Origin of the sequence: Oerskovia paurometabola, from assembly GCF_016907365.1 — a bacterium.
GTDB lineage: Bacteria > Actinomycetota > Actinomycetes > Actinomycetales > Cellulomonadaceae > Oerskovia > Oerskovia paurometabola.
Genome location: NZ_JAFBBV010000001.1, coordinates 3,260,118 through 3,287,024, shown reverse-complemented (window position 1 = coordinate 3,287,024; position 26,907 = coordinate 3,260,118). Strand labels below are relative to the sequence as shown.

23 protein-coding genes are annotated in these 26,907 nt (G+C 69.1%); 20 read left to right on the top strand and 3 right to left on the bottom strand.

Features of this window, described 5'->3' with window-relative positions; all coding sequences use genetic code 11:
• The first annotated feature begins 121 nt into the window (after window positions 1–121).
• The 20 genes from atpA to nrdF all read left to right on the top strand — a co-directional run bounded on the left by atpA (window position 122) and on the right by nrdF (window position 22,802).
• The gene (atpA, locus tag JOD48_RS14765; RefSeq protein WP_191790792.1) at window positions 122–1,753 is read left to right on the top strand and encodes a F0F1 ATP synthase subunit alpha; all 1,632 of its coding nucleotides are present in this window, start codon (window positions 122–124) and stop codon (window positions 1,751–1,753) included.
• A gap of 1 nt (window position 1,754) precedes the next feature.
• A complete protein-coding gene (locus JOD48_RS14760; protein ID WP_204809638.1) occupies window positions 1,755–2,651 on the top strand; it encodes a F0F1 ATP synthase subunit gamma in 897 nt (298 codons plus the stop codon).
• Window positions 2,652–2,736: 85 nt separating this feature from the next.
• Entirely contained in the window at window positions 2,737–4,218 is a 1,482-nt protein-coding gene (gene atpD / locus JOD48_RS14755) for a F0F1 ATP synthase subunit beta (RefSeq protein ID WP_138823534.1), read from the top strand.
• Window positions 4,219–4,306: 88 nt separating this feature from the next.
• Window positions 4,307–4,591: a F0F1 ATP synthase subunit epsilon gene (locus JOD48_RS14750; RefSeq protein ID WP_030149953.1), complete on the top strand. Its 285-nt coding sequence runs from the start codon at window positions 4,307–4,309 to the stop codon at window positions 4,589–4,591.
• An 18-nt stretch (window positions 4,592–4,609) separates the two neighbouring features.
• Window positions 4,610–5,023 (top strand): DUF2550 domain-containing protein, encoded by a 414-nt coding sequence (locus JOD48_RS14745; protein WP_204809637.1) that lies wholly within the window; start codon window positions 4,610–4,612, stop codon window positions 5,021–5,023.
• A gap of 66 nt (window positions 5,024–5,089) precedes the next feature.
• Window positions 5,090–5,785, top strand: coding sequence for an endonuclease NucS (nucS, locus tag JOD48_RS14740; protein WP_191790789.1), 696 nt, complete (start codon window positions 5,090–5,092; stop codon window positions 5,783–5,785).
• Window positions 5,786–5,965: 180 nt separating this feature from the next.
• Window positions 5,966–6,658 carry a TetR/AcrR family transcriptional regulator gene (locus JOD48_RS14735; protein ID WP_307824173.1) on the top strand — a complete coding sequence of 231 codons (693 nt, stop codon included), beginning with the start codon at window positions 5,966–5,968 and terminating at the stop codon, window positions 6,656–6,658.
• A 1-nt stretch (window position 6,659) separates the two neighbouring features.
• A complete protein-coding gene (locus tag JOD48_RS14730; protein ID WP_204809636.1) occupies window positions 6,660–7,592 on the top strand; it encodes a YndJ family protein in 933 nt (310 codons plus the stop codon).
• The gene (locus JOD48_RS14725; protein WP_191790787.1) at window positions 7,589–8,113 is read left to right on the top strand and encodes a DUF1990 domain-containing protein; all 525 of its coding nucleotides are present in this window, start codon (window positions 7,589–7,591) and stop codon (window positions 8,111–8,113) included. The genes JOD48_RS14730 and JOD48_RS14725 overlap by 4 nt, the downstream gene beginning before the upstream one ends.
• 85 nt (window positions 8,114–8,198) lie before the next feature.
• Window positions 8,199–9,521 carry an N-acetylglucosamine-6-phosphate deacetylase gene (locus JOD48_RS14720; protein ID WP_204809635.1) on the top strand — a complete coding sequence of 441 codons (1,323 nt, stop codon included), beginning with the start codon at window positions 8,199–8,201 and terminating at the stop codon, window positions 9,519–9,521.
• A 219-nt stretch (window positions 9,522–9,740) separates the two neighbouring features.
• Window positions 9,741–10,766, top strand: a complete 1,026-nt coding sequence (locus JOD48_RS14715; protein WP_191790785.1) for a LacI family DNA-binding transcriptional regulator — start codon at window positions 9,741–9,743, stop codon at window positions 10,764–10,766.
• Window positions 10,767–10,913: 147 nt separating this feature from the next.
• Window positions 10,914–12,215 carry an ABC transporter substrate-binding protein gene (locus JOD48_RS14710; protein ID WP_239527417.1) on the top strand — a complete coding sequence of 434 codons (1,302 nt, stop codon included), beginning with the start codon at window positions 10,914–10,916 and terminating at the stop codon, window positions 12,213–12,215.
• Between the two features lie 77 nt (window positions 12,216–12,292).
• Window positions 12,293–13,258, top strand: coding sequence for a carbohydrate ABC transporter permease (locus JOD48_RS14705; RefSeq protein ID WP_191790783.1), 966 nt, complete (start codon window positions 12,293–12,295; stop codon window positions 13,256–13,258).
• Entirely contained in the window at window positions 13,258–14,163 is a 906-nt protein-coding gene (locus tag JOD48_RS14700) for a carbohydrate ABC transporter permease (protein ID WP_204809634.1), read from the top strand. The genes JOD48_RS14705 and JOD48_RS14700 overlap by 1 nt, the downstream gene beginning before the upstream one ends.
• Before the next feature lie 30 nt (window positions 14,164–14,193).
• Window positions 14,194–16,473: an alpha-xylosidase gene (gene yicI, locus JOD48_RS14695; RefSeq protein ID WP_191790781.1), complete on the top strand. Its 2,280-nt coding sequence runs from the start codon at window positions 14,194–14,196 to the stop codon at window positions 16,471–16,473.
• Between the two features lie 203 nt (window positions 16,474–16,676).
• Window positions 16,677–18,164 carry a GH1 family beta-glucosidase gene (locus JOD48_RS14690; protein ID WP_191790780.1) on the top strand — a complete coding sequence of 496 codons (1,488 nt, stop codon included), beginning with the start codon at window positions 16,677–16,679 and terminating at the stop codon, window positions 18,162–18,164.
• Between the two features lie 643 nt (window positions 18,165–18,807).
• Entirely contained in the window at window positions 18,808–19,050 is a 243-nt protein-coding gene (gene nrdH, locus JOD48_RS14685) for a glutaredoxin-like protein NrdH (RefSeq protein ID WP_030149940.1), read from the top strand.
• Window positions 19,051–19,087: 37 nt separating this feature from the next.
• Window positions 19,088–19,519 carry a class Ib ribonucleoside-diphosphate reductase assembly flavoprotein NrdI gene (nrdI, locus tag JOD48_RS14680; RefSeq protein ID WP_138823559.1) on the top strand — a complete coding sequence of 144 codons (432 nt, stop codon included), beginning with the start codon at window positions 19,088–19,090 and terminating at the stop codon, window positions 19,517–19,519.
• Window positions 19,489–21,648, top strand: coding sequence for a class 1b ribonucleoside-diphosphate reductase subunit alpha (gene nrdE / locus JOD48_RS14675; protein ID WP_225227068.1), 2,160 nt, complete (start codon window positions 19,489–19,491; stop codon window positions 21,646–21,648). Before nrdI ends, nrdE begins: the two co-directional genes overlap by 31 nt.
• A gap of 173 nt (window positions 21,649–21,821) precedes the next feature.
• A complete protein-coding gene (gene nrdF / locus JOD48_RS14670; protein WP_030149937.1) occupies window positions 21,822–22,802 on the top strand; it encodes a class 1b ribonucleoside-diphosphate reductase subunit beta in 981 nt (326 codons plus the stop codon).
• Window positions 22,803–23,070: 268 nt separating this feature from the next.
• On the opposite strand, the gene JOD48_RS14665 is transcribed toward nrdF, so the two are convergent.
• Genes JOD48_RS14665 through JOD48_RS14655 form a run of 3 tightly spaced genes read right to left on the bottom strand, consistent with a single transcriptional unit; the run spans window position 23,071 to window position 26,781 of the window.
• Window positions 23,071–24,936, bottom strand: coding sequence for an anthranilate synthase family protein (locus JOD48_RS14665; RefSeq protein ID WP_204809633.1), 1,866 nt, complete (start codon window positions 24,934–24,936; stop codon window positions 23,071–23,073).
• A complete protein-coding gene (locus JOD48_RS14660) occupies window positions 24,926–25,594 on the bottom strand; it encodes an isochorismatase family protein (RefSeq protein ID WP_204809632.1) in 669 nt (222 codons plus the stop codon). The genes JOD48_RS14665 and JOD48_RS14660 overlap by 11 nt, the downstream gene beginning before the upstream one ends.
• The gene (locus JOD48_RS14655) at window positions 25,591–26,781 is read right to left on the bottom strand and encodes a 3-deoxy-7-phosphoheptulonate synthase (RefSeq protein WP_204809631.1); all 1,191 of its coding nucleotides are present in this window, start codon (window positions 26,779–26,781) and stop codon (window positions 25,591–25,593) included. The genes JOD48_RS14660 and JOD48_RS14655 overlap by 4 nt, the downstream gene beginning before the upstream one ends.
• Window positions 26,782–26,907 lie beyond the last annotated feature (126 nt).

Genomic DNA, 26,907 nt, shown 5'->3' with positions numbered 1-26,907 from the left:
ACACTGAGGTCCTCGCGGTCCCCGGTGTCGTCGACACCCCGCCGGCTCCCGAGCCGGCGAACTGACAAGAACGTTCGACCGCTCCCGCACACCGCGGGGTGGCCACGACAGGAGAAGAGCAATGGCTGAGCTGACGATCCGGCCCGACGAGATTCGGGCCGCGCTGGACAGCTTCGTGAAGTCCTACGAGCCCGGGGGCGCGGTGACCGAGGAAGTCGGTCGCGTCACCCTCGCCGCTGACGGCATCGCCCAGGTGGAAGGCCTTCCGGGCGCAATGGCCAACGAGCTGCTGCGCTTCGAGGACGGCACCCTCGGCCTTGCCCTGAACTTGGACGTTCGCCAGATCGGTGTCGTCGTCCTGGGTGAGTTCACCGGTATCGAGGAGGGCCAGGAGGTCCGCCGTACGGGCGAGGTCCTCTCGGTCCCCGTCGGTGACGGCTACCTGGGTCGCGTCGTCGACCCGCTGGGTCAGCCGATCGACGGCCTCGGCGAGATCGAGACCGAGGGCCGTCGTGCCCTCGAGCTGCAGGCCCCCGGCGTCATGGACCGCAAGTCGGTCCACGAGCCGCTGCAGACCGGCCTCAAGGCGATCGACTCGATGATCCCCGTGGGCCGTGGTCAGCGCCAGCTGATCATCGGTGACCGCCAGACCGGCAAGACGGCGATCGCGACCGACACGATCATCAACCAGAAGGCGAACTGGGAGACCGGCGACCCGACCAAGCAGGTCCGCTGCATCTACGTCGCGATCGGCCAGAAGGGCTCGACCATCGCCGCCGTCCGCGGCGCGCTGGAAGAGGCCGGCGCCCTGGAGTACACGACGATCGTCGCGGCTCCCGCGTCCGACCCGGCAGGCTTCAAGTACCTCGCCCCCTACACCGGTTCGGCCATCGGCCAGCACTGGATGTACGGCGGCAAGCACGTCCTGATCGTCTTCGACGACCTGTCGAAGCAGGCCGAGGCCTACCGTGCCGTGTCGCTGCTGCTCCGCCGCCCGCCGGGCCGCGAGGCGTACCCCGGTGACGTCTTCTACCTGCACTCCCGTCTGCTCGAGCGTTGTGCGAAGCTCTCGGACGAGCTGGGCGCGGGCTCGATGACCGGTCTGCCGGTCATCGAGACCAAGGCGAACGACGTGTCGGCGTACATCCCGACCAACGTCATCTCGATCACCGACGGTCAGATCTTCCTCCAGTCGGACCTCTTCAACGCCGACCAGCGCCCCGCGGTGGACGTCGGTATCTCCGTGTCCCGTGTCGGCGGCGCCGCGCAGGTCAAGGCGATGAAGCAGGTCTCGGGCACGCTCAAGCTCGAGCTCGCGCAGTACCGTTCGCTCGAGGCCTTCGCGATGTTCGCGTCGGACCTCGACGCGGCCTCGCGCGGCCAGCTGACCCGTGGCGCTCGCCTCATGGAGCTGCTCAAGCAGGGCCAGTACTCGCCGTACCCGGTCGAGGACCAGGTCGCCTCGATCTGGGCCGGCACCAAGGGCAAGCTCGACGACGTGCCCCTCGAGGACGTGCGCCGCTTCGAGAGCGAGCTGCTCGACCACCTGCGCCGCAACACCGAGGTGCTCAGCACGATCGCCTCGACCGGCAAGCTCTCGGACGAGACCGAGGCTGCGCTGGCTCAGGGCGTCGACGACTTCCGCAACGGCTTCCTCACGGGCGACGGCACCCCCCTCGTCGGTGGCGAGTCGGACGAGGAAGAGGCTGTCGTGGTCGAGCAGGAGCAGATCGTCCGGCAGAAGAAGGCCTGACATGGCCGGATCCCAGCGCGTCTACAAGCAGCGGATCAAGTCGACGCAGTCCCTCAAGAAGATGTTCCGCGCGCAGGAGCTCATCGCTGCCTCTCGGATCGGCCGGGCTCGCGCCCGGTCGTCCGAGGCGGGCCCCTACGCCCAGGCGATCACCACCGCGGTGTCGGCCGTCGCGACGCACTCCACGACCCGGCACCCGCTGACGTCGGAGCGTACCAACACCAACCGTGTCGCGGTGCTCGTCGTCGCCTCGGACCGTGGCATGGCCGGCGCCTACTCGGCGTCGATCATCCGCGAGACGGAGCGTCTGGTCGAGCGCCTCACGCACGAGGGCAAGGAGGTCGCGCTCTACGCCGCAGGGCGTCGCGCGGTGACCTACTACACCTTCCGTCACCGTGAGCTCGCCGGTTCGTGGACCGGTGGCTCGGACTCGCCGTCGGCGGACGTCGCCGGCGAGATCGCCGACACGCTGCTGAACGCCTTCCTCGCCCCCGCGGACGAGGGCGGCGTCGGTGAGCTGCACATCGTGTACACGCAGTTCGTGAACATGGTCACGCAGCGTCCCCGCGTCGTCCGGATGCTTCCCCTCGAGGTCGTCGAAGGGGTCGCGCCGGTCGGGCAGAACGACGTCCTGCCGCTGTACGACTTCGAGCCGTCGCCCGAGGCCGTCCTCGACGCACTGCTGCCGCGCTACGTGCGCAGCCGCATCTACAGCTGCCTCCTGCAGGCGGCTGCGTCGGAGCTGGCTGCCCGCCAGCGCGCGATGCACACCGCGACGGACAACGCCGAGGACCTGATCCGCATGTACACGCGACTTGCGAACCAGGCACGACAGGCCGACATCACCCAGGAGATCAGCGAGATCGTCTCCGGTGCCGACGCCCTCGCGGCATCGTGAGGCACCGCATGACGAACCTGACGATCTCCATCACCTGCACCGAACCTGCCGGAGCTGTCTCCGGCCCTGCGAAGCGAGGCCAGTAATGACCGCCACCACCGTGGAAGCCCAGGTCGAGCACCAGAGCGGACCCGGCGTGGGCCGTGTCGCCCGCGTGATCGGCCCCGTCGTCGACATCGAGTTCCCGTCGGACGCGATCCCCGAGATCTACAACGCGCTGACCGTCGACATCGACCTGTCCGGACAGGGCGAGGGCGAGAAGTCCTTCCGCCTGACCCTCGAGGTCGCGCAGCACCTGGGCGACTCGCTCATCCGTGCGATCGCCCTCAAGCCGACCGACGGCCTGGTCCGCGGCGCCGTCGTCACCGACACCGGCTCGCCGATCAGCGTCCCCGTGGGTGACGTGACCAAGGGCCACGTGTTCAACGTGACCGGTGACGTCCTCAACCTCCAGGAGGGCGAGAAGCTCGAGATCACCGAGCGCTGGCCCATCCACCGCAAGCCCCCGGCGTTCGACCAGCTCGAGTCGAAGACCACCATGTTCGAGACCGGCATCAAGTCGATCGACCTCCTGACGCCGTACGTGCTCGGTGGGAAGATCGGCCTCTTCGGTGGTGCGGGCGTCGGCAAGACGGTCCTCATCCAGGAGATGATCCAGCGCGTCGCCCAGAACCACGGTGGTGTCTCGGTGTTCGCCGGTGTCGGCGAGCGCACCCGTGAGGGCAACGACCTGATCGTCGAGATGGAGGAGGCGGGTGTCTTCGACAAGACGGCCCTCGTCTTCGGCCAGATGGACGAGCCGCCGGGCACGCGTCTTCGCGTCGCGCTCTCCGCGCTCACCATGGCGGAGTACTTCCGTGACGTGCAGAAGCAGGACGTGCTCCTCTTCATCGACAACATCTTCCGCTTCACGCAGGCCGGTTCCGAGGTCTCCACGCTGCTCGGGCGCATGCCCTCCGCGGTGGGCTACCAGCCGAACCTGGCCGACGAGATGGGTCTGCTGCAGGAGCGCATCACCTCGACGCGTGGTCACTCGATCACGTCGCTCCAGGCGATCTACGTCCCTGCGGACGACTACACCGACCCGGCGCCGGCGACGACGTTCGCCCACCTGGACGCGACCACGGAGCTCTCGCGTGAGATCGCCTCGAAGGGTCTGTACCCGGCGATCGACCCGCTGACGTCGTCCTCGCGCATCCTCGACCCGCGCTACGTGGGCCAGGAGCACTACGACGTCGCGACGCGCGTGAAGTCCATCCTCCAGCGCAACAAGGAGCTGCAGGACATCATCGCGATCCTCGGCGTCGACGAGCTCTCGGAGGAGGACAAGACGGTCGTGGCGCGTGCGCGTCGCATCCAGCAGTTCCTCTCGCAGAACACGTACATGGCCGAGAAGTTCACGGGTGTCGTCGGTTCGACGGTTCCGCTCACGGAGACCATCGAGGCCTTCAAGAAGATCGCGGACGGCGAGTTCGACCACGTCGCCGAGCAGGCGTTCTTCAACATCGGTGGCCTCGAGGACCTCGAGCGCAACTGGGCCCGTATCCAGAAGGAGTACGGCGTCTGACACGACGTGAGCGCGCCGCGCGCCGGGCCTTCGGGTCGGGCACGCGGCGCGCTTCGTCAGACCCGTGCACCGACATGAAGGAGTTGAAGTGGCACAGCTGAACGTCGACCTCGTGGCGGCGGACCGCAAGATCTGGTCCGGGGACGCGCGCGCCGTGAGCGCGCCGGCCGCCGACGGTGAGATCGGTATCCTCGTGAACCACTCGCCCCTCCTGTCCGTCCTCGGCGAGGGCACCGTCCGGATCACCGGCTCGAACGGCGAGAAGGTCGCCGTGAAGGTCACCGGTGGGTTCCTCTCGGTGGACTCCAACCAGGTCATGCTCGTGGTGGACGACGCAGAGGTGCTCGACGGCGCCGGCGTCTCCGGCCACTGACGGGCTCAGGTAGCACACGTGCCGCTCCCCGCCTGGATCGCGATCGGACTGCTTCTCGCAGTCGCGCTCGTGGTCGGGCTGGGAGCGTTGCGTCTTCGGGCCATCGCCCACCGGGTGGGGTCCTTCGAGTGCAGCGCCCGCCCCGCCGGGGACGCTCAGGCGTCCTGGTCGCTGGGGATCGCGCACTACGGTGTGGGTCGCATCGACTGGTGGCGCTGCTGGTCGCTCTCGCTGCGCCCGGCGCGCACGTGGCGGCGGCAGGATCTGGTGATCCTGTCCCGACGCCCCCTCGACGAGGACCGTGACCTCTTCCTCGTGGAGTGCTCGTACGAGGACGTCCGGTTCGAGCTGACGATGTCGAGCGGCGCGTACGCCGGTCTGGCGTCCTGGCTCGAGGCGGCTCGGCCCGGTCGCCGCGGCGTGGTGGTCTGAGCGCTCGTCGAGCGCTCGCCGTCGGCGTCCCCGCCGCCGTCTTCGTCCCCGTCTGAGGAGTTCTTCGTGCGTCTCGTGGTTGCCCAGTGCTCGGCTCACTACACGGGCCGGCTCTCGGCCCACCTCCCGCTCGCGACCCGCGTGCTGCTCGTCAAGGCTGACGGCAGCGTGCTGCTCCACTCGGACGGCGGTTCGTACAAGCCGCTCAACTGGATGAGCCCGCCCTGCTCGATGGCGGTCTCGGAGCCCGACGAGTCGGCCCGCGAGCGTGGCGTGACCCAGGTGTGGGCGGTCCAGCACGCGAAGAGCGACGACCGCCTCGAGATCGAGCTGTACGAGGTCCTGCACGACTCGGCGCACGACCTCGGCGTCGACCCGGGCCTGATCAAGGACGGGGTCGAGGCGCACCTGCAGGAGATGCTCGCCGCCCAGATCCAGCTGCTGGGGACGGGGCACACGTTGATCCGCCGCGAGTACCCCACGGCGATCGGCCCGGTGGACATCCTGGCCCGGGACAAGGACGGGGCGACGGTCGCGGTCGAGATCAAGCGTCGGGGCGACATCGACGGGGTCGAGCAGCTCACTCGCTACCTGGACCTGCTGAACCGTGACCCGCTCCTGTCCCCGGTGCGCGGGGTGTTCGCGGCGCAGGAGATCAAGCCGCAGGCACGGGTCCTGGCGACCGACCGGGGCATCGGGTGCCTGGTCCTGGACTACGACGCGATGCGTGGCGTCGACGACGTCGACTCGCGCCTGTTCTAGCTCGCGCCTCTGCACTCTGGCTCGCACCCCGGCACGTGATCTTCGGGCCGTGCCCGCCGGTGACGCAGCGGTACCTCGTCGTGAGGAGCGCCCGTCCGGCCCTGGTGGTCGGACGGGCTCTCCTCGTGCTAGGTTTTTGAACATGTTCAAAAATGATCCCTCCGGCGCGGAGCAGGGGGCGTGACGGTACCGGCGACGCCAGAGCGCCCGCAGTCCGCCACCGCCAAGTCCGCGCAGACCCGCGCGAAGGTCCTGGAGGCTGCTCTCTCGTTGCTGCGCGAGCAGGGCTACGAGGCCACGACCATGCGGGCCATCGCCGCCGCGGCAGGCGTGAGCACGGGCAACGCCTACTACTACTTCCCGTCCAAGGACCACCTGGTCCAGGAGCTGTACGTCGAGGTGCAGCGGGCGCACCGCCGCGCAGCGGACGAGGTCCTCGCGCAGGGCGGGACGCTCGCCGAGCGGTTGCGCCGAGTGCTCGACGCGGCGATCGACGTCTTCACGCCGTACCACTCGTTCGGCGCCGAGTTCGTCTCGGTCGCGATCCGGCCGGGTGCCGCGGCCAACCCGTTCAGCGAGGCCTCGCGCGAGTCCCGGGAGCTCTCGCTCGCGATCTTCGAGGACGTCGTCGCCGGCGCCTCGCCCGCGGTGCCCGCCGCGCTGCGTGCCCGGCTCCCCGAGCTGCTGTGGCTCGCGCACCTCGGGGTGACCCTCTTCTGGGTCCAGGACTCGTCGTCGGGCACGGCGCGGACGCGACGCCTCGTCGCGGGGGCGAGCCCGATCGTCGGGACGCTCGTCCGGCTCTCTCGCCTCCCGGTGGCGCGCACCGTCGTCGACGACGTCCTGCGCCTGACCGCCTCGCTGAAGGCCTGACGTGAGCCCCGCGACCGCGGTCCTCGTGGACCTCGTGGTGGCCTTCGGGCTCGTGGTGATCCTCCCGCTGGGGCTGTCCCTGCTCGGGTCGCGCACGGTGCCGGGGGCGGGCAGCGCGTGGTGGCCCGCTGCGGGTGCGGTCACGGCCGCGGGAGCCTGGCTCCCGGGGGGTCCGCTCGCGCAGGCGTCGACCGTCCCGTTCCTCGGCGGATCGGCGGTCCTGCTCGTCGCTGCGGTGCGCGTCCTCCTCGGCCCGACGGCGCCTCGACGGCCCGAGGTGCGGCTCGCCGTCGGCGTCGCTCTCGTCATGCCGGGGGTCGGTGCCGCCGCGATGCTGGCCGACCGCGGGGGATGGGGGCTCCTCGGGTTCTCGGGGACCTACCTGACGCTGACCGTGCCGCACATGCTCTTCGCGGGTTTCGCGGCGGCGCTCGTCGCGGGCCTGACGGTCACGCTCGACGACCCCGTCGACGGACCACGTGGCAGGCCGGCCGCCGCGCGCCTCGGGGCGGTCGGGGTGCCGACGGGTACCGCGGCGGTCCTCGTCGGGTACTTCGTCGGCAACACGGTCGAGCTGCTCGGCGCGCTCGTGCTCACCGCTGCGCTCTGGAGCACCGCGTGGGCCGTGGTGGGCGTCCCGGCCGGGCGAGGCGCAAGGATGCTTCTCACCGCAGGGTCGCTCGCCGTCGGAGCCTCGATGCTGCTCGCGGTCTGGTGGGCGGTCGGTGAGCTCACGGGCGTGCCGCACCCGAGCATCGGGCAGATGGCCGCGACGCACGGTGTCGCGAACGCGCTCGGGTTCTCGCTGTGCACCATGCTCGGACTGCGGCTCGCCCGGGCGGGGGCGGATCCGGGGCGTCGCGCTCCGGCGATGCAAGAAGACGACCGCACGACACACAGACCTAGCAGGAGCCCAGGACGGAGACAGGCATGACGCAGTCCCGCACGACCTACCCCGAGGTGGGAGCCACCCGCTCCGCCGAGCTGCCGGCGGGGTACGCCCACCTGCGCCTGCGACACCGGATCTCGGAGAGGCCCTACTCGGTCGCCGAGCTCGGTCGCCTCGGCGAGCTGCTCCTGACCTGGCAGGTGCACGCTCGGGCGCGCGTGCAGATCGTGACCTCGGCGCCCGTCGCCGAGGTCGGCGGGCTCGTGACGACGCGGCTGGGCCTGGGGCCCGTCCGGCTGAGCGAACCGTGCGAGATCGTGTGGGTCGAGCGGGAGGAGCAGCGGATCGGCTTCGGGTACGGGACCCTGCCGGGGCACGTGTTCGTGGGGGAGGAGTCGTTCGTGCTCGAACGTGACGCGGCGGGAGACGTCTGGTTCGTCGTCGACGTCTTCAGCAATCCGGCGGCCCGGTGGGTCCGGGCGTTGCGCCCGCTCGTCCCGATCTTCCAACGCCTGTACATCGCGCATCTCGCACGGGCTGCGCGTCGGCTGGCGCGAGACCTCTGACGAGCCCGTCTCAGCACTCGACCCGTCGCCGCTGCCCTCACGACCATTCGTGCGTCGTCCGAACGAAGTGCGCAAGAATGTGGCCATGACGTCGAACCCCGCCCCGCTGTCGTCCGCCTCCACGCCTGCGTCCTCGTCGGGGGAGGCGCCGCCCGCCGGACGGACCGCCCTGAGGGGCCGGGTCGTGACCCCGCAGGAGGTCCTCGAGGACGGCGTGGTGGTCCTCGACGGTCCGGTGATCGCGTGGGTCGGTGAGCGCAGGGACGCCGCAGCGGCCGGGTACGCGGCCGAGGTCGAGGCGGCGGCCGAGCCCGCCGAGGGGCAGGTCGTCCTGCCGGGCCTCGTCGAGCTGCACAACCACGGCGGTGGCGGCGCGAGCTTCCCCGACGCGCAGGACGCGCAGGAGGCCCTCGTCGCGGTCCGCGAGCACCGCCGCCACGGGACCACGAGCCTGGTCGCGTCGCTCGTGACCGCCGAGCGCGAGACCCTGCTGCGCCGGGTCGCGACGCTCGCGGACCTCGGGGACGCGGGCGAGATCGCGGGCATCCACCTGGAGGGACCGTTCCTGTCCGAGGTGCGCTGCGGCGCGCAGAACCCCCACGACATGCTCGCGGGAGACCCCGAGCTGGTCCGGGCGATCGCCGAGGCCGGGCGCGGGCACGTCCGCACCATGACCTTCGCTCCCGAGGTGCCGGGCAACACGGGGCCCGGCGGCGTCGTGGAGGCCCTGGTCGAGGTCGGGGCGGTTCCCTCGGTCGGGCACACCGACGCGTCGTCGGAGCAGACCGACGCCGCGATCGCCGAGGGGGTCACGGCGCTCGCTGCGCGTCGGGCCGCCCTCGTCGCGGCGGGGGAGCCGGTGGGTCCTGCGCCCCGCGTGACCGCGACGCATCTCTTCAACGGCATGCGCCCGCTGCACCACCGCGCCCCCGGACCCATCGCCTCGTGCCTCGCGGCCGCGGCGCGGGGCGACCTCGTGGTCGAGCTCGTCGCGGACGGCACCCACCTCGCGGCCGGGACGGTCCGCAGCGTGTTCGAGCTCGTCGGGCCGGACGCGATCGTGCTCGTCACGGACGCGATGGCAGCGGCGGGCATGGCCGACGGCACGTATCAGCTCGGTCCCATGGCGGTCACGGTCGCCGACGGCGTCGCGCGCCTCGACGACGGGACGCCCGAGGGGTCGATCGCCGGGGGGACGTTCCACCTGCTCGACGTGGTGCGCACCACGGTCGGCTTCGGCATCCCGCTGGTCGACGCGATCAAGGCGGCGTCGCTGACGCCGGCCGGTGTGCTCGGGCGAGCGGACATCGGCGCGCTGGAGGCGGGGCGACGTGCCGACGTCCTCGTGGCGGACGCGGGCCTGCACCCGGTCGTCGTGTGGCGCGGGGGAGCGCTGGTCACCGACTGACCCCGAGCGACCATGGCGCACGTCGCCTGACCTGCGACGACACCCGAACAGCGGCCCGGCCCCGAGCGAGAGCTCGGCGCCGGGCCGTCGTCGTCCGGGCGAGAGGGGTTGACGGATCGCAATAGTTCAGTCAATACTCGTATTCATTCGAAGCGCTTCGACGAAGCGCTTCGACGATTCGGTCCCCGAGGCTGGGGCCGACCACGAGGAGGTGGCGAGATGGTGACCATGCAGGACGTGGCCGCACGGGCGAACGTGTCGCTCAGCACGGTGTCGTACGCGCTCAACGGGACGCGCAAGATCTCCGACGAGACGCGTGCCCGGATCGAGGCGGCCATGACGGACCTCGGGTATCACCGCAACGCCATGGCTCGGGGGCTCGCCTCACGTCGGAGCCACGTCCTCGCCCTGATCTTCCCCGCGACCGAGACCGGCATCGGCGGGACCGTCTCGGAGTTCGTCACGAGCGCGGCGGCCGCCGCCCGCGAGGCGGGGTACCACCTGGTGCTCTGGCCGTTCGCGGCGCACGAGGCCACCGAGATCCGCGACCTGACCCAGCAGGGCATGGCCGACGGCGTCCTGCTCATGGAGGTCCGGCTCGACGACCCCCGCGTCGAGGTGCTCCACGAGGCAGGCGTGCCCTACACGATGATCGGTCGCACCCGGGAGCTCGAGGGGCGTCCGTACGTCGACATCGACTTCGCCGCGACGACCGAGGCGGCCGTCGACCACCTGTTCGCGCTGGGCCACCGCCGGATCGCTTTCATCAACCACTCGGCCGAGAGCGCCGCGGCGGGCTACGGCCCGACCCTGCGTGCGGACGAGGGGTTCGCCGCGGCCATGGCGCGCCGCGGGCTCGCGGGGCGCAGCCTCCTGTGCGACGAGACGGCCGAGGCCGGACGCGCCGCGGTCGGCGAGCTGCTCGAGCAGGACCCGTCGCTCACCGCGCTCGTCACGATGAACGAGATCGCGACGTTCGGGGTCATGTCGGGCCTGCAGGCGCGTGGGCTCGCGGTCCCCGCCGACGTCTCGGTGCTCGGCATCGTCAGCTCGCCCGGTGTCGGCGCGATGAGCACGCCCCCCTTGACCACCATGCACGCACCGGGCGCAGCGCTCGGGCGGCTCGGTGTGCAGTCCCTGGTCGCACGGATCGACGACGCGGGCAGGTCGCACGCGCCCGTCCTCGTCACGTGCGACCTCGAGGCCGGCGCGAGCGTCGGCCCCGCCCCTGTCCGGGGGACCTGACCCCGGGTGCTCGACCCCCGACCCCGGCTTCGATCCCGAGGTGCCGGGGTCACGACCGGCGGTCCGCCGGTGCACGTCCGCCGGCCTGGCCGGTGCAGGACCAGACGATCGGCGCTGACGCCGACGCTCAATGATGAGGAGAGAGTCATGTTGCGTACACGGAAGCCTCTTGTCGCTGCCCTGGTAGCGCTCCCACTCGCCCTGGCGGGCTGCGCGGGAGGAGGGAGCGGCGGAGGGGACTCCGACGACAAGACCCTCACGATCTGGCACTACGAGTCGGAGACGTCGGCCATGGGCCAGGCATGGGCCAAGGCGATCGAGATCTTCGAGGACGAGAACCCCGACGTCACGGTCGACGTCCAGAAGCAGACGTTCGAGCAGATCCAGAAGAACGCGAAGATCGTGCTGACCGGCGACGACGTTCCCGACGTCATGGAGTACAACAAGGGGAACGCGACCGCAGGCCAGCTCGCGTCGCAGGGCCTGCTGACGCCCCTGACCGACGCGGCCGAGGAGCGTGGCTGGGACACCACCCTCAGCGGGTCGCTCCAGACCACCGCGACCTACGACGAGAACGGCCTCATGGGGTCGGGCGACTGGTACGGGGTGCCGAACTACGGCGAGTTCGTGGGCGTCTACTACAACAAGGACATGTTCGCGCAGTACGGCGTCCAGGTCCCGACCACGCTCGCCGAGCTCGAGACCGCGATGGCGACCTTCCAGGCCGCCGGGGTCACGCCGCTCGCCGAGGCCGGCGCCGAGTACCCGCTCGGCCAGCTCTGGTACGAGCTCGTCCTCGCGAACGCCGACCAGGACTTCGTCGACGCCTACCAGCTGTTCGACGGTGACGTCGACTTCCAGGGCCCGGAGATGACCAAGGCCACCGAGACCCTCGCCGACTGGATCGACAAGGGCTACATCGCCTCCGACTCCGCCGCTCTCACGGCCGAGGACATGGGCGTCTCGTTCATCAACGGCACCTACCCGATGATGGTCTCCGGCTCGTGGTGGTTCGGGCGCATCGTCGACGAGATGGACGCCGACTGGGGCCAGTTCAACTTCCCGGGCAACACGCTGCAGGTGGGCTCGTCGGGCAACCTGTGGGTCGTCCCGACCAACGCCGACTCGAAGTCCCTCGCCGAGGAGTTCATCGACATCACGCTGCGTCCCGAGGTGCAGAACATCCTGGGCGAGGCGGGCGGGCTCCCCGTCGCGGGTGACGTCTCGGCCATCACGGACGAGCGCACCCAGGCCCTCACCCAGAACTTCAACGACATCCTGGCCGCCGACGGCCTCGCGTTCTACCCCGACTGGCCCGTCGCGGGCTACTACGACGTGCTCGTGAGCCAGCTCCAGTCGCTCGTCAACAAGTCCAAGACTCCTGCCGAGGTCCTCGACGGCCTGTCCGGCCCGTACGAGGAGGGCAAGGCGGACCTGCTCGAGGGCTGATCCGCAGCGCAGGGAACCCGGTGGGCGGGCGACCGTCCGCCCACCGGGGCCGAGGACTCCGACGACGAGGAAAGACCATGAGCACTGTCAAGACGCCGACCCCGACGGTCGAGCGAGCACGGGCCGCGCGCTCGCGGCGCAGCAGACCCCGCTGGGTGGGTTACCTGCCCTACCTGATCCCGGGAGCGGTCGCCTTCACGGTGGTCATCCTGATCCCGTTCGCCACGAACGTGTACTACAGCCTCTTCAAGTGGAAGGGCGGCATGGCCCCGAAGAAGTTCGTGGGGCTCGACAACTACGCCGCCCTGATGGCCGACGAGCAGTTCTGGACCTCGTTCCGGAACTCGGTCGCGATGATCCTCGCGATGGTCGTGGTCCCGACGATCATCGGGCTCGTGCTGGCGGCCGTCCTGTTCGACTACCTCGGCCGCCGGTTCGGCGGCGGCGTCGCGGCCTTCCTGCGCGCCACCTACTACCTGCCGCAGATCCTGCCGGTCGCGGTCGCGGGCGTGCTGTGGAACTGGATCCTCAACTCCCAGACCGGCGCGCTCAACGTGGTCCTGCGCTCGATCGGGTTCGAGAACCCGCCCAACTGGCTCGGGTCCACGACCACGGCGCTGCCCACGGTCATGGCCGTCCTGGTCTGGGTCCAGATCGGCTACCCGGTCGTGATCTTCATGTCGGCGCTCCAGCGGGTCGACCCCGAGCTGTACGAGGCGGCCGAGCTCGACGGCGCAGGGTGGTGGCGCCGGTTCGGCGCGATCACGATGCCGCAGATCCGCCCCGAGACGTTCGTGGTGGTCCTGACCTGCACGGTCGCGGCGCTCAAGGTCTTCGGCCCGATCTACGTGCTGACCCGTGGCGGCCCCGAGAGCTCGACGCTCGTGCCCAGCTACTACTCGTACCTCAACTTCTTCGACAAGTCGAAGGTCGGCTACGGCGCTGCCGTGGCCACCGTCCTGACCCTGGTGATCGTCGTGGTCGCCCTCGTCATCCTCGCCCTGCAGTCCCGCGCCGAGCGCCGTGAAGAAGGAGGCCGCTGATGGCCACCGACACGTTGTCCCCGTCCGTCGAGAAGTCCACCGGGGACCAGGTCCTGCGGGCCACCCGGCCCGACCAGCGGCACCGGCGGGGGATCGGGCGATGGTTCGTGCTCGCCGCGGCCGCCCTGTTCGCGCTCCTGATGCTCGCCCCGTTCGTCATCATGCTCCTCAACGCGTTCAAGTCGCCCGCGGAGTACTCGCAGGACGGGCCGCTGAGCTGGCCGACGCACCTGTACTTCGACGGCGTGGTGGCGTTCTGGGAGCGGGTCGACTTCCCGCAGAAGCTGCTCAACTCGATCTGGATCTCGGCCGCCGTGGCGATCGGGGGCACGCTGCTCTCGCTGCTCAACGCCTACGCGATCGGCGTCGGGAGGGTCAAGGGTCGCCTGTGGATCATCATGCTGTTCCTGCTCGCGAACATGCTGCCGCAAGAGGCCCTGGTCTACCCGCTGTTCACCATGGCGCAGCAGGTCGGCCTGTCGAACTCCCAGTGGTCCGTGATCATCATCTTCACGGTCATCCAGTCGGCGTTCGGCACGTACCTCCTGTCGTCGGTGCTGGGCACGTTCCCGCCCGCGCTGCTCGAGGCCGCGGCGCTCGACGGCGCCACGCGCTGGCAGATCCTGTGGAAGATCGTCTTCCCGGTCGTGCGCCCGACGCTCTCGGTCCTGATGATCTTCTTCTTCATCTGGACCTGGAACGAGTTCTTCATCCCGCTGGTCATGCTGACGACCAACGCGACGCAGACGATCCCGATCGCGCTGGCCTCGCTCCAGGGCGACCGGATGATGGACGCCACGACGACCAACGCGGGCGCGCTGGTCTCGCTCGTCCCCGCCGTCATCTTCTTCCTGATCTTCCAGCGCACCCTGACGCGAGGCGTCACGGCCGGCGCCGTGAAGTGACCGCACCTACCCCGAAGGAACCGAGCACCCATGAAGTTCACCGACGGCTACTGGCAGGTCCGTGACGGCTTCTCGCCGCTCCACCCGGCCCAGGTCGACGACGTCCGCGCCGACCCTGCGGCGGGCACCATGACGGTATACGCCCCGACGGCCGTGATCCGGCGGCGCGGCGACACGCTCAACCGGCCGCTCCTGACGGTCACCTACTCGTCGCCTGCGCCGGGGGTGATCGGCGTGCGGATCGAGCACCTGAGCGGCGGGGCGCGGCGCGGTCCGCACTTCGAGCTCCGCCGCGAGGAGGGCTTCCGGCCCGAGATCTCGGTCGACGCCGCCGCGGGCGTGCTGCGCTCGGGGCCGCTCGCGGTGCGGGTGCACCGCGACGGTGGCTGGCGCGTCGACGTCGAGCAGGACGGGCAGGTCGTGACGTCGAGCCTGCACAAGGCCGTGGGCGCGGTCCAGGCCGATGCCGTGCACGGGGGTTCGCACTTCGTGCACGAGCAGCTGAGCCTCGCGCCGGGCGAGCAGCTGTACGGGCTGGGGGAGCGGTTCGGGCCGTTCGTCAAGAACGGGCAGGCGGTCGACGTCTGGAACGCCGACGGCGGGACGTCGAGCGAGCAGGCGTACAAGAACGTGCCGTTCTACGTGAGCAGCCGCGGGTACGGCGTGTTCGTCGACCACCCGGAGCTCGTGTCGTTCGAGGTGGCCTCGGAGATCAACACGCGTGCCCAGTTCTCGGTCGAGGGGCAGGCGCTCCAGTACTACCTGGTCGCGGGGCCCACGCCCAAGGAGGTCCTGACGCGGTACACCGCGCTGACGGGGCGCCCCGCGCGGGTCCCGGGCTGGTCGTTCGGGCTGTGGCTTACGACGTCCTTCACGACGAGCTACGACGAGCAGACCGTGAGCGGGTTCATCGACGGGATGGCCGAGCGGGACCTGCCGCTGTCCGTCTTCCACTTCGACTGCTTCTGGATGCGCGAGTACCAGTGGGTCGACTTCGAGTGGGACCCCCGCACGTTCCCCGACCCCGAGGGCATGCTGAGCCGGCTCAAGGACAAGGGCCTCAAGATCTGCGTGTGGATCAACCCGTACGTCGCGCAGCGCTCGCCGCTTTTCGAGGAGGCGCGCGAGGCCGGGTTCCTGCTGCGCACGACCGACGGCGGCGTGTGGCAGTGGGACAAGTGGCAGGCGGGCATGGGTCTGGTCGACTTCACGAACCCCGAGGCGACCGAGTGGTACCTGGGCAAGCTCAAGGGCCTGCTGGACCAGGGGGTCGACTGCTTCAAGACCGACTTCGGGGAGCGCATCCCGGTCGACGACGTGGTGTGGTCGGACGGGTCGGACCCGGCCAAGATGCACAACTACTACGCGCAGCTCTACAACGAGGCGGTCTTCCGGCTCCTCGAGCGCGAGCGCGGCGAGGGGGACGCGGTCCTGTTCGCGCGGTCGGCGACCGCGGGCGGTCAGCAGCTCCCGGTGCACTGGGGCGGTGACTGCGACTCGACGTACGCGTCGATGGCCGAGTCGCTGCGCGGCGGGCTGTCGCTCGCGATGTCCGGCTTCGGGTACTGGAGCCACGACATCGGGGGCTTCGAAGGGGTCCCGGACCCGGGGGTCTTCAAGCGGTGGCTCGCGTTCGGGCTCCTGTCCTCGCACAGCCGGCTGCACGGCTCGGACTCGGTCCGCGTGCCGTGGGCGTTCGACGAGGAGGCGGTCGACGTCACCCGGCGGTTCACGCGGCTCAAGCTCTCGCTCATGCCGTACCTGGCGGGGGTCGCGGAGGAGGCGCACCGGGACGGGATCTCGATGATGCGGCCCATGGTGCTCGAGTTCCCGGGTGACCGCGGGGGCTTCGGGGTCGACACCCAGTACATGCTGGGCGGCTCGCTGCTCGTGGCGCCGGTCTTCACGGCCGAGGGCGACGTCGAGTACTACGTCCCGGAGGGTCGCTGGACGAACCTGCTCGACGGGACCACGGTCTCGGGACCGCGGTGGGTGTCGGAGCGGCACGGCTTCGACTCGCTGCCGCTCCTGGTCCGCCCGGGCACGGTGCTGCCGGTCGGCGCGCGCACCGACCGGCCCGACTACGAGTGGGCCGACGGCGTGACCCTGCGCCTGTTCGAGCTGCCCGACGGTCATGACTCGACGACCACGGTCCCGTCCGAGACGGGCACGGCCACGACCTTCCGCACCGTGCGCGAGGGGTCGCGGATCACGGTCACCTCCGACGACGCCCGCGCGCCGTGGGCCGTGCAGCTCGGCGACCGGGTGGTCCGGGCGCAGGGCGTGGGCAGCGTCGAACTGTCCGTCTGACGCTCGCCCCACGCCACGCGGCGGGGGAACGCAAGGGGGGGTGAGCGGCGTCGTCGGGCGGGGGAGTCCTCCTGCCCGACGGCGCCGCTCGCGGCCCGCCCTCGACGTCGCCCGGCCGCGTGGGTACGCTGATCGAATCGATACGTGAGAGCGCTTCCACGCCTGAGTCAGACCATCCACCGACGACCGACCGAAGGAACACCGTGAGCACCGTCGCCACCCGGCAGGACGCCGACCCCGCACCGTCCGCAGCGCAGCCCCCCGCAGCGCGCACCTTCCCGACCGACTTCCTCTGGGGATCGGCCACCGCCGCCTACCAGATCGAGGGCGCCGCCGCCGAGGGCGGCCGCGGCCCCTCCATCTGGGACACCTACTCCCACACGCCCGGCCGTACCCTCAACGGCGACACGGGCGACGTGGCCGACGACCACTACCACCGGTGGGCCGAGGACGTGCAGCACATCAAGGACCTCGGGCTCGGCGCCTACCGCTTCTCCATCTCCTGGTCGCGCGTCCAGCCCGGCGGCACGGGCGAGTTCAACCCCGAGGGCATCGCGTTCTACTCGCGGCTCGTCGACGCGCTGCTCGAGGCGGGCGTCAAGCCCGTCGTCACGCTCTACCACTGGGACCTCCCGCAGGAGCTCGAGGACCGTGGCGGCTGGGCGAACCGGGAGACCGCCTCTGCGTTCGCGGAGTACGCGCGCCGCATGGCCCGCGAGCTCGGGGACCGCATCGACGTGTGGACCACGCTCAACGAGCCCTGGTGCTCGGCCTACCTCGGGTACGGCTCGGGCGTGCACGCCCCCGGCCGCACCGAGCCCGTCGCGGCGCTCGCGGCCGTGCACCACCTCAACCTCGCCCACGGGCTCGCGTGCCGCGCGATCCGCGACGAGCTGGGCGAGGACGCCAAGACCTCGGTGACCCTCAACCTGCACGTCATCCGTCCCGACGACCCCACCTCGGACGCCGACCTCGACGCCGTGCGGAAGATCGACGCGCTCGCCAACCGGGCGTTCCTCGGCCCGCTGCTCGACGGCGCCTACCCTGCCGACCTGCTCGCCGACACCGCGCACGTGAGCGACTGGTCGTTCGTCCACGACGGCGACCTCGATCTCGTACGGCAGCCGCTGTCGATCCTCGGCGTCAACTACTACTCGACCGTGCGCGTCCGGCACTTCTCCGGCGACGGCGAGCGCTCGGAGAGCGACGGCCACGGCGCGTCGAGCCACAGCCCGTGGATCGGGGTCGACGACGTCGAGTTCGTCCAGCAGCCCGGCCCCTACACCGCGATGGGCTGGAACATCGAGCCCGCAGGCATGACCGAGCTGCTGGTCTCGGTGCACCGGACCTACCCCGACCAGCCGCTCATGGTCACCGAGAACGGCGCGGCCTTCGACGACGAGGTGAGCGTCGACGCGGACGGGACCGCCCGGGTCCACGACGACCTCCGGGTCGCATACCTGCACGACCACGTCGACGCCGTCGGGGCCGCGATCGACGCCGGCGCCGACGTGCGCGGGTACTTCGCGTGGTCGCTGCTCGACAACTTCGAGTGGGGCTACGGCTACGACCGTCGGTTCGGGATCATCCGTGTCGACTACGACACGCTCGAGCGGACCTGGAAGGACTCGGCCCACTGGTACCGCCGGCTCGCGTCGTCCTCGGTGCTGCCCGCGGTCGACGAGGTCTGACTCGGCGGCACGTGCTGACCGCGACGTCCGGGCCTTCCTGGGAAGAGGAGGCCCGGACGTCGTGCGCGGTGCCCCGGAGGCGGCGCCGGTGGGGTAGCGGTGATCTTTGTCGCAGCCCGACCGGAACCGCGCGACACGCCGAGCCGACACGACACGCCTGAGAAATTTCTGCCCGGCTTGTCCGCTTCGCGACGTCCTCGTCCGCGCTCGACGCTGTCCTTCGTCGGGTCTCGTGACCCGTCGACGAGGGCGGGTCGACTCCCCACAGCGTGTGGACGACGATCCTCCACAGCCTGTGGAGAAGTCACCGGGGCCGCAAGAGGCTGCGGATCGACGTGCGGACGAGCGGTGGACGACGGCGCCCGGCAGGTCTTGTCAGTGCCTCCTGGGAGGATGGATCCGTGCTTGTAGCACACTCCAAGAGGCCCCGAGGATGAGGCGACCAGGATCACCCGACCACGACATCTAGTGCCGAGCGCGGAGCCCGCCCACTAGGTATAGTGGTCAGCACCAGGGAGCGCACCATCTCCTCGGGCACATCACACGATCGTAGTTCCACCAGTGTTCTTCGAGGTCAGGACCCTTCGCGGAGTCGGCCCGAGACCCGTGGAAGACCGATCCCCTACACGAGGAGACTGACCAGATGAGCATCACGGTCTACAGCAAGCCGGCTTGCGTTCAGTGCGACGCGACCTACCGCGCCCTCGACAAGAAGGGCATCGAGTACTCGGTCGTGGATATCAGCCAGGACGCCGAGGCGCTCGAGCTGGTTCGCGGCCTCGGCTACCTGCAGGCACCCGTCGTCATCGCGGGCGACGACCACTGGTCGGGCTTCCGCCCCGACCAGATCAACGCTCTTGCGGCGAAGGTCGCTCCCGTCGCCTGAGCAGCTCGTCCCTCCGGTCCCCGCTGCGAGGTGTGACATGGGATCGCTCGTCTACTTCTCCAGCGTCTCGGACACCACGCACCGGTTCGTCCAGAGGCTGGGCCTCGAGGACCGCGGCCAGTCGGTCCACCGCATCCCGCTGCGACCCAAGGACGAGTTCCTGCGGGTCGACGAGCCGTACGTCCTGATGATCCCGACGTACGGCGGCGGCAACGAGGGCGGGGCAGTGCCCCGCCAGGTCATCAAGTTCTTGAACGACGCACACAACCGGTCGTTGATCCGCGGCGTGATCGCTGCGGGCAACACCAACTTCGGCGCTGCCTACTGCATCGCCGGCGACATCATCTCCTCGAAGTGCCAGGTGCCCTACCTGTACGCCTTCGAGCTTCTTGGAACAGCCGAGGACGTCGAGCGCGTCCGCGACGGATTGGGACGATTTTGGCAACGACAGTCACGGATTCCAGCGTGAGCACGGTGGCTGCGGGAGTCGAGCTCGACTACCACGCACTCAACGCGATGCTCAACCTGTACGGCCCCGACGGCGAGATCCAGTTCGACAAGGACCGCCAGGCTGCGCGCCAGTACTTCCTGCAGCACGTGAACCAGAACACGGTCTTCTTCCACAGCCTCGAGGAGAAGCTCGACTACCTGGTCGAGAACAAGTACTACGACCCCGCTGTCCTCGCGAAGTACGACCGCGCCTTCGTCAAGTCGCTCTTCGAGTTCGCGTACTCCAAGAAGTTCCGCTTCGACACGTTCCTCGGTGCGTTCAAGTACTACACCTCGTACACGCTCAAGACGTTCGACGGGAAGCGGTACCTCGAGCGCTTCGAGGACCGCGTGTCCATGGTCGCGCTCGGCCTCGCGGACGGCAACGAGCAGACGGCGCTCGACATCGTCGAGGAGATCGTCGCCGGCCGCTTCCAGCCCGCGACCCCGACGTTCCTCAACATCGGCAAGGCGCAGCGCGGCGAGCCCGTCTCCTGCTTCCTGCTGCGCATCGAGGACAACATGGAGTCCATCGCGCGCGGCATCAACTCCGCGCTCCAGCTCTCCAAGCGTGGCGGCGGCGTCGCCCTGCTCCTGAGCAACATCCGTGAGCACGGCGCCCCGATCAAGCACATCGAGAACCAGTCCTCGGGCGTCATCCCCGTGATGAAGCTCCTCGAGGACTCCTTCTCCTACGCGAACCAGCTCGGGGCCCGCCAGGGTGCCGGTGCCGTCTACCTGCACGCGCACCACCCCGACATCATGCGCTTCCTCGACACCAAGCGTGAGAACGCCGACGAGAAGATCCGCATCAAGACGCTCTCGCTCGGTGTGGTCATCCCCGACATCACGTTCGACCTGGCGAAGAAGAACGAGGACATGTACCTCTTCTCGCCGTACGACGTCGAGCGCGTCTACGGCAAGCCCTTCGCGGACATCTCGGTCACCGAGAAGTACGACGAGATGGTCGACGACGCACGCATCCGCAAGACCAAGATCAAGGCGCGCGAGTTCTTCCAGACCCTCGCCGAACTCCAGTTCGAGTCCGGCTACCCGTACGTCATGTTCGAGGACACGGTGAACAAGGCGAACCCGATCAAGGGCCGCATCACCCACTCGAACCTGTGCTCGGAGATCCTCCAGGTCTCGACGCCCTCGACGTACAACGAGGACCTGTCGTACGACCACGTCGGCCGCGACATCTCCTGCAACCTGGGCTCGCTCAACATCGCCAAGACGATGGACTCGCCGGACTTCGCCAAGACCATCGACACCGCGATCCGTGCCCTGACGGCCGTGTCCGACCAGACGAGCATCGAGTCCGTCCCGTCGATCAAGCGCGCCAACGAGTCGGGCCACGCGATCGGCCTCGGGCAGATGAACCTGCACGGCTACCTCGCTCGTGAGCGCGTGTTCTACGGCTCCGAAGAGGGCATCGACTTCACGAACATCTACTTCTACACCGTGGCCTACCACGCGATCGCCGCGAGCAACCGTCTCGCGATCGAGCGGGGTCGCGCGTTCGGCGGGTTCGAGGACTCGACGTACGCCTCGGGCGAGTACTTCGAGAAGTACACGACCCAGGTGTGGGAGCCCGCGACGCCGCGCGTCAAGGAGCTCTTCGAGAACGCCGGCGTGCACATCCCCACGCAGGAGGACTGGAAGGCGCTCGCCGCGTCCGTCAAGGAGCACGGCATCTACAACCAGAACCTCCAGGCCGTCCCGCCGACCGGTTCGATCTCCTACATCAACAACTCGACGTCGTCGATCCACCCGGTCGCCTCGAAGATCGAGATCCGCAAGGAGGGCAAGATCGGGCGCGTCTACTACCCGGCGCCCTACCTCACGAACGACAACCTGGAGTACTACCAGGACGCGTACGAGATCGGCTACGAGAAGATCATCGACACGTATGCCGCGGCGACGCAGCACGTGGACCAGGGCCTGAGCCTCACGCTGTTCTTCAAGGACACCGCGACCACGCGCGACGTCAACCGTGCGCAGATCTACGCCTGGCGCAAGGGCATCAAGACCCTGTACTACATCCGCCTGCGTCAGCTCGCGCTCGAGGGCACCGAGGTCGAGGGTTGCGTCTCCTGCATGCTGTGATCGTCCTCGTCGCCTGAGGGCGACGCCCACGGGAGGGGTGCCGGTCTGCCCGGGCCGCTCGTGCCTCGCGGCCCCCGCCAGGCCCGACCACGACCGGCGCCCCTCCCGCTCCCGCCGCCCGCAGGACCTCTCGTCTCGTCGCTGGCACCGTGCTGAGAAAGAAGAAGAACGACATGTCACCCACTGGGAAGCTCAAGCTCATCGATCGCGTGTCCGCGATCAACTGGAACCGTCTCGAGGACGACAAGGACGCCGAGGTCTGGGACCGGCTCGTCGGGAACTTCTGGCTCCCCGAGAAGGTGCCGGTCTCGAACGACATCCAGAGCTGGGCCACGCTCACCGAGGAGGAGAAGACGCTCACCATGCGTGTCTTCACCGGCCTCACGCTCCTGGACACCATCCAGGGCACCGTGGGTGCCGTGTCGCTCATCCCCGACGCGATCACCCCGCACGAGGAGGCCGTGTACACCAACATCGCCTTCATGGAGTCCGTGCACGCCAAGAGCTACTCGTCGATCTTCTCGACGCTGTGCTCGACGCGCGAGATCGACGAGGCGTTCCGGTGGTCGGAGGAGAACCCCAACCTCCAGCGCAAGGCCGAGATCGTCATGGAGTACTACAAGGGCGACTCGCCGCTCAAGCGCAAGGTCGCGAGCACGCTCCTCGAGTCCTTCCTGTTCTACTCGGGCTTCTACCTCCCGATGTACTGGTCGAGCCGGGCCAAGCTCACGAACACCGCTGACCTGATCCGCCTCATCATCCGCGACGAGGCCGTGCACGGGTACTACATCGGCTACAAGTTCCAGAAGGGGCTCGAGAAGCTCAGCCCCGAGGAGCGCGACGAGATGAAGGCCTACACGTACGAGCTGCTCTTCGAGCTCTACGAGAACGAGGTCCAGTACACCGCCGACCTCTACGACGGCGTCGGCCTGACCGAGGACGTCAAGAAGTTCCTGCGCTACAACGCGAACAAGGCCCTCATGAACCTGGGCTACGAGGCGCTGTTCCCCAAGGACGAGACCGACGTCAACCCGGCGATCCTGTCCGCGCTGTCCCCGAACGCCGACGAGAACCACGACTTCTTCTCCGGCTCGGGCTCGTCCTACGTGATCGGCAAGGCCGTCAACACCGAGGACGACGACTGGGACTTCTGAGTCCCACGTCTCGAAGCGTGAAGCGTCGACGAGAGGTCCGGGCCCTTGGGCCCGGACCTCTCGTCGTTCGTCGGCCTGACCGACCGTGGGACCGTCGAGCCAGCCCGTCCGGATCGCGGAGGGAACGACGCGATCCCGCACCACGGCGACACCAGGGCCCGCCTTCGGGGAGGCGTATGCCCGCTCGGATCACCGTTCCGTGCTCCCGTGCTCCCGTGCTCCCGTGCTCCCGTGCTCCCGTGCTCCCGTGCTCCCGTGGTCACACCGGTCAGATGACGGCAGGCCTCATGGGCGTCTGAAGATCCAGGTCGAGCCCAGCAGCTGTCTGCCAGAGCGGGGACGACGTCGGAGCCAGGAGGGATGCGACGGACCGTCGTAGCACCTTGGCTCCGTCGACGCTCAGGATGGACTCCGGGTGAAACTGCAGTCCGATGAGGCCGTCGGCTCTGATCGCGTGGACCTCGCCGGTCGTCGCGTCCGCGGCGACCTCGAGATCGTGAGCGGAGCCCGGTTCTGCGTAGGCACTGAAGGAGTTGTAGAAGCCGAGGCGCACACGCTCGCCGAAGAAGTTGATCTCCCGTTGGCTCCCCTGATTCGGCTGCGGCAGTCTTCTGACGGCGAGGCCGAGCTCCCGGCAGACGAGCTGGTGAGAGAGGCAGACGGCGAGGGTCGGGATCCGGCGTGTGACGACGGCCCATCGGGCAAGCTCGCGTGCCGCTGCGATCCGGGCATCGGCTTCGTCGTTCGGATCGCCCGGCCCAGGTCCGAGCACGAGCAGATCAGCATCGTCCAGCTGGGCCTCGGTCGGGGGGCCGGCGATCACCGACACCTGGAGCCCCATGGATCGAAGGTGGGCGGCGAGCATGCCCGTGAAGCGGTCCTCGTGGTCGATGACGACAGCCTTGGTCATCCGCAGACTCGACGACGCTCCTGCGGTGTGATTCCAGAAGTCCGCCACCTCGTCGGTCCTCTGCTCCAGGAACTCCTGCGCCAGGGCTTCGAGTGCCGTTCCGTCCAGGCGAGAGAAGGCGGCAAGCACTCCTGAGGCTTTCGCTGTGGTCTCGGCCGCCTCAAGGGTCGGATCGGAGTCTCGGACGATGGTGGATCCGATGGGGATCGAGACCTCCCCGGACTCCTCGAGGCAGGCGGTGCGGATCAGGATCGCGGAATCGAAGCTCTCGTCCCCCTGTCCGGAGACGTGGGCGAGGACGCCGCCCAGGTAGTTCCGGGCGCTGAGGTCGTTGCGTGCGGCCATACGAAACGCGGACTCCAGCGGGCTCCCCAGGATGGTCGGAGCGACGAGCGACCGGCGAATCGCTGAGGACCAGGGCAGCGAGCTGTGGCCGTGGACGAAGTACTCGGTGTGAGCGAGGCTCGACATGAAGCGCAGCCGGGGGCCGGAGATCCACGGTCGCTCGTCGCAGAGGTCCGACATGATCTTGAGCTCCTCGTCGACGACCATGTAGAGCTCGTTGCGCTCCTTCGGGTCCTGGAGGAACGCTCGCAGAGATCGCTCGTCCGGGCCTCCTCGTGGATATCGATAGGTGCCCGAGATCGGGTTCATGGTGGTGAGCCGGTCAGGGTCCCGGCGAAGGTGCATCTCCGGACTCGCGCCGATCAGGCTGTGATCGGGAAAGTGCACCAGGAAAGTCCAGTAGGCGCCGGACTCGGCCTGAAGGAGCGAGCGGTAGATCGACATCTCCGTCTCCACGCTGCGGAGCGCGACCCGTCCCCGATAGGTCCGGTGCAGCACAAAGTTCGAGCCGTGTCCGGCGCGGATCTCGTTCTCCACCACGGACCGCACCCGCTGAGCGAATTCCACGTCGTCCACCTCGAAATGGCCATCGAGAAGCTCGATCGCCGACGACGTGCCCGCCTGCAGGAAGTTCTCGACCGACATCTCCTCGTGGCCCCGCACGCGAATGGCGGACACATGCTCGCGTGCGGAACGTTCCACGGGAGATGTTGGCCGACCGCCTCGGAGCGCCTGACGGAACGGGATGGCCAGGAGCAGCTCGCCGGTCTCGGACTGGGCCTGCTCGATGTCGTCGAACAGCACGGAATCGCCGGTGTAGTGATGCACCACGCCGTCCTTCATGATCAATGCGAACGAATCGCTGGTGCTAGTTCTCATCGGTTCGTTCCCATTCGTCGAGGGCCGTGGCGGTGGGGATCACCCGAGCGGAGGTGCGTGCGGTGTAGTCCAACGCGTTCAGATGTTGTGTCCGGTCGAAATCCGCTACGGCATCGGCGAGCACGAACGTCTCGATGTCCCTGGTGTACGCGTCCAGCGCCGTAGCGAGGACGCCGACATGCGCGTAGATGCCGCAGATCACCAGCTGATCGCGTCGCATCCCACGGATGTGCTCGTCGAGGGACGACCGCGCGAACGCCGAGTAGCGCCACTTGTCCAGGACGAGATCCTCGGGTAGCGGGGCGAGGCGGTCGATCACACGACGGTGCTCGGGCGACACCGTCATGCCTGGACCCCAGAAGTCCCTCAACAGTCCACGCTCTTCCGTCGTCATGCTCCCCGGCTGTGCGGTGTAGACGACCGGGACACCCACCCGCCGGGCCGTGGCGAGCGCGCGTTCGATGTTCTCGACGAGCCCCTTGGCCGGTTGCTGGGTGACGTCGAACCGGTCCAGGAAGTAGCGCTGCATGTCGTGCACGAGGAGCACCGACCGCGCCGCCGAGGCCCGCCATCGGACGATGGGCTCGGGGTACTCCTCGGGCCGCGGTGTCGCGTAGCGGATCGCCTGAGCCGCGTCCCAGTGGGTGTTCGTCGTCATGACCGATCTCCGATCTGCCAGTGGCCCAAGACCTCGATGGCTTGCGCCACGGTCAGTCGCGGGTCGCACAACGTGGTGTACGGGGCATGGCCGTCACGAAGATCGTGCTTGTTGGCAAGGCATTCCCGGACGTCGTCGATGGTCGTCTCCAGGTGCACGCCGCCCGCCCTCGAGTCGCTCGCTCGGGCGACGTCCTGAAACCGCCTGAGCTCCTCGGTGATCGACTCGATGTACCGCGTCTTGCGGCCGTCGGCAGCCGTCGTCGTGTTTCCGTGCATCGGATCGCTCATCCAGATCGGCTGGTGCCCTTCGCGACGGACCGCTTCCATCAGCGCCGGGAGCCGGTCGATTCCTGAACCCATTCGCGCGATCAGCATCAGCTTTCCGCTCTCGCGGTGGGGATTGAGCTTCTCCACGAGACTCAGCAGCTCGCTAGGGGAGATACCGGCGGAAACCTTGCATCCGACAGGGTTGATGATTCGCGAGGCGAGCGCGACGTGTGCGTGGTCGAGCTGATTCGTCCGCGCGCCGATCCAGATCGTGTGGGCGGACGTCAACATCACCTCGTCATGAGAAGTCAGTCTCAATTGCGGCAGCTCGTAGTCCAGCACGAGAGCCTCGTGGCTCGTCCAGACGGTGTTTCCGGCGCGGCGACGAAGCGCCATTGTGACAGTATGAGCGGATTCGCGCGCGCGTAGCAGCCGCTGCGGCTCGTGCTCGCGCGCCCGCGCAGAGGGAAAGGGATCGTTGACCAGGGGGCCGCGATAGGTCGGGACCAAGGCCCCACCGATCATCTCGTGCGTCTGTGATCGCGGTTTGCCGAATTGGCCGCCGATGCGCCCGATGCGAATGACGGGCCGTGAGCCCGCCGCGGCCAGGGCTGCGCTCATGTCGTCGATCGCTCGCGCCTTCGCTTCCACCACGACGGTGGAGGTGTCCGTCATCGGCTCGGCGCAGTCGCCGGCCTGGAGCACGACCGCCCTGCCGTCGGCGACCGCTCGGAGTCTCGCGCGAAGGTCCGTGACCTCCGACTCGGACACGATCTGGTGGCCGGCCCCGAGCGCGACGAGCGCTTGCGCGCGCGCGGGCTCGTCGCGCCAGGTCGGCTGCTGCGCCGCAGGGAGCGCGGCGACGGTGCGTCGTGCTTCGGTCGCGGCGTCGTGGACGGCGGTTGTGACAGTGGTCATTCGCGTGTCCTTCTTCTGAGGGCCGGGCAGGGCAGGGTCGGGTGGGGCGGAGTCGGGCGCGGCGGAGAACAGCAAGGCCGGCCCCAGCAACGCAGGGCAGAGGGAGCAGAGCGGGGCGGGGCAGTA

Bases quoted from the DNA above. Each gene is read 5' to 3' on its own strand.
- JOD48_RS14725 (WP_191790787.1), top strand. From the start codon at position 7,589: ATGACGCAGTCCCGCACGACCTACCCCGAGGTGGGAGCCACCCGCTCC.
- JOD48_RS14705 (WP_191790783.1), top strand. From the start codon at position 12,293: ATGAGCACTGTCAAGACGCCGACCCCGACGGTCGAGCGAGCACGGGCC.
- JOD48_RS14655 (WP_204809631.1), bottom strand. From the start codon at position 26,781: ATGACCACTGTCACAACCGCCGTCCACGACGCCGCGACCGAAGCACGA.
- JOD48_RS14710 (WP_239527417.1), top strand. From the start codon at position 10,914: ATGTTGCGTACACGGAAGCCTCTTGTCGCTGCCCTGGTAGCGCTCCCA.
- JOD48_RS14720 (WP_204809635.1), top strand. From the start codon at position 8,199: ATGACGTCGAACCCCGCCCCGCTGTCGTCCGCCTCCACGCCTGCGTCC.
- JOD48_RS14660 (WP_204809632.1), bottom strand. From the start codon at position 25,594: ATGACGACGAACACCCACTGGGACGCGGCTCAGGCGATCCGCTACGCG.
- nrdH (WP_030149940.1), top strand. From the start codon at position 18,808: ATGAGCATCACGGTCTACAGCAAGCCGGCTTGCGTTCAGTGCGACGCG.
- nrdF (WP_030149937.1), top strand. From the start codon at position 21,822: ATGTCACCCACTGGGAAGCTCAAGCTCATCGATCGCGTGTCCGCGATC.
- JOD48_RS14700 (WP_204809634.1), top strand. From the start codon at position 13,258: ATGGCCACCGACACGTTGTCCCCGTCCGTCGAGAAGTCCACCGGGGAC.
- JOD48_RS14665 (WP_204809633.1), bottom strand. From the start codon at position 24,936: ATGAGAACTAGCACCAGCGATTCGTTCGCATTGATCATGAAGGACGGC.
- JOD48_RS14715 (WP_191790785.1), top strand. From the start codon at position 9,741: ATGGTGACCATGCAGGACGTGGCCGCACGGGCGAACGTGTCGCTCAGC.
- yicI (WP_191790781.1), top strand. From the start codon at position 14,194: ATGAAGTTCACCGACGGCTACTGGCAGGTCCGTGACGGCTTCTCGCCG.
- atpD (WP_138823534.1), top strand. From the start codon at position 2,737: ATGACCGCCACCACCGTGGAAGCCCAGGTCGAGCACCAGAGCGGACCC.
- atpA (WP_191790792.1), top strand. From the start codon at position 122: ATGGCTGAGCTGACGATCCGGCCCGACGAGATTCGGGCCGCGCTGGAC.
- JOD48_RS14760 (WP_204809638.1), top strand. From the start codon at position 1,755: ATGGCCGGATCCCAGCGCGTCTACAAGCAGCGGATCAAGTCGACGCAG.
- nrdI (WP_138823559.1), top strand. From the start codon at position 19,088: ATGGGATCGCTCGTCTACTTCTCCAGCGTCTCGGACACCACGCACCGG.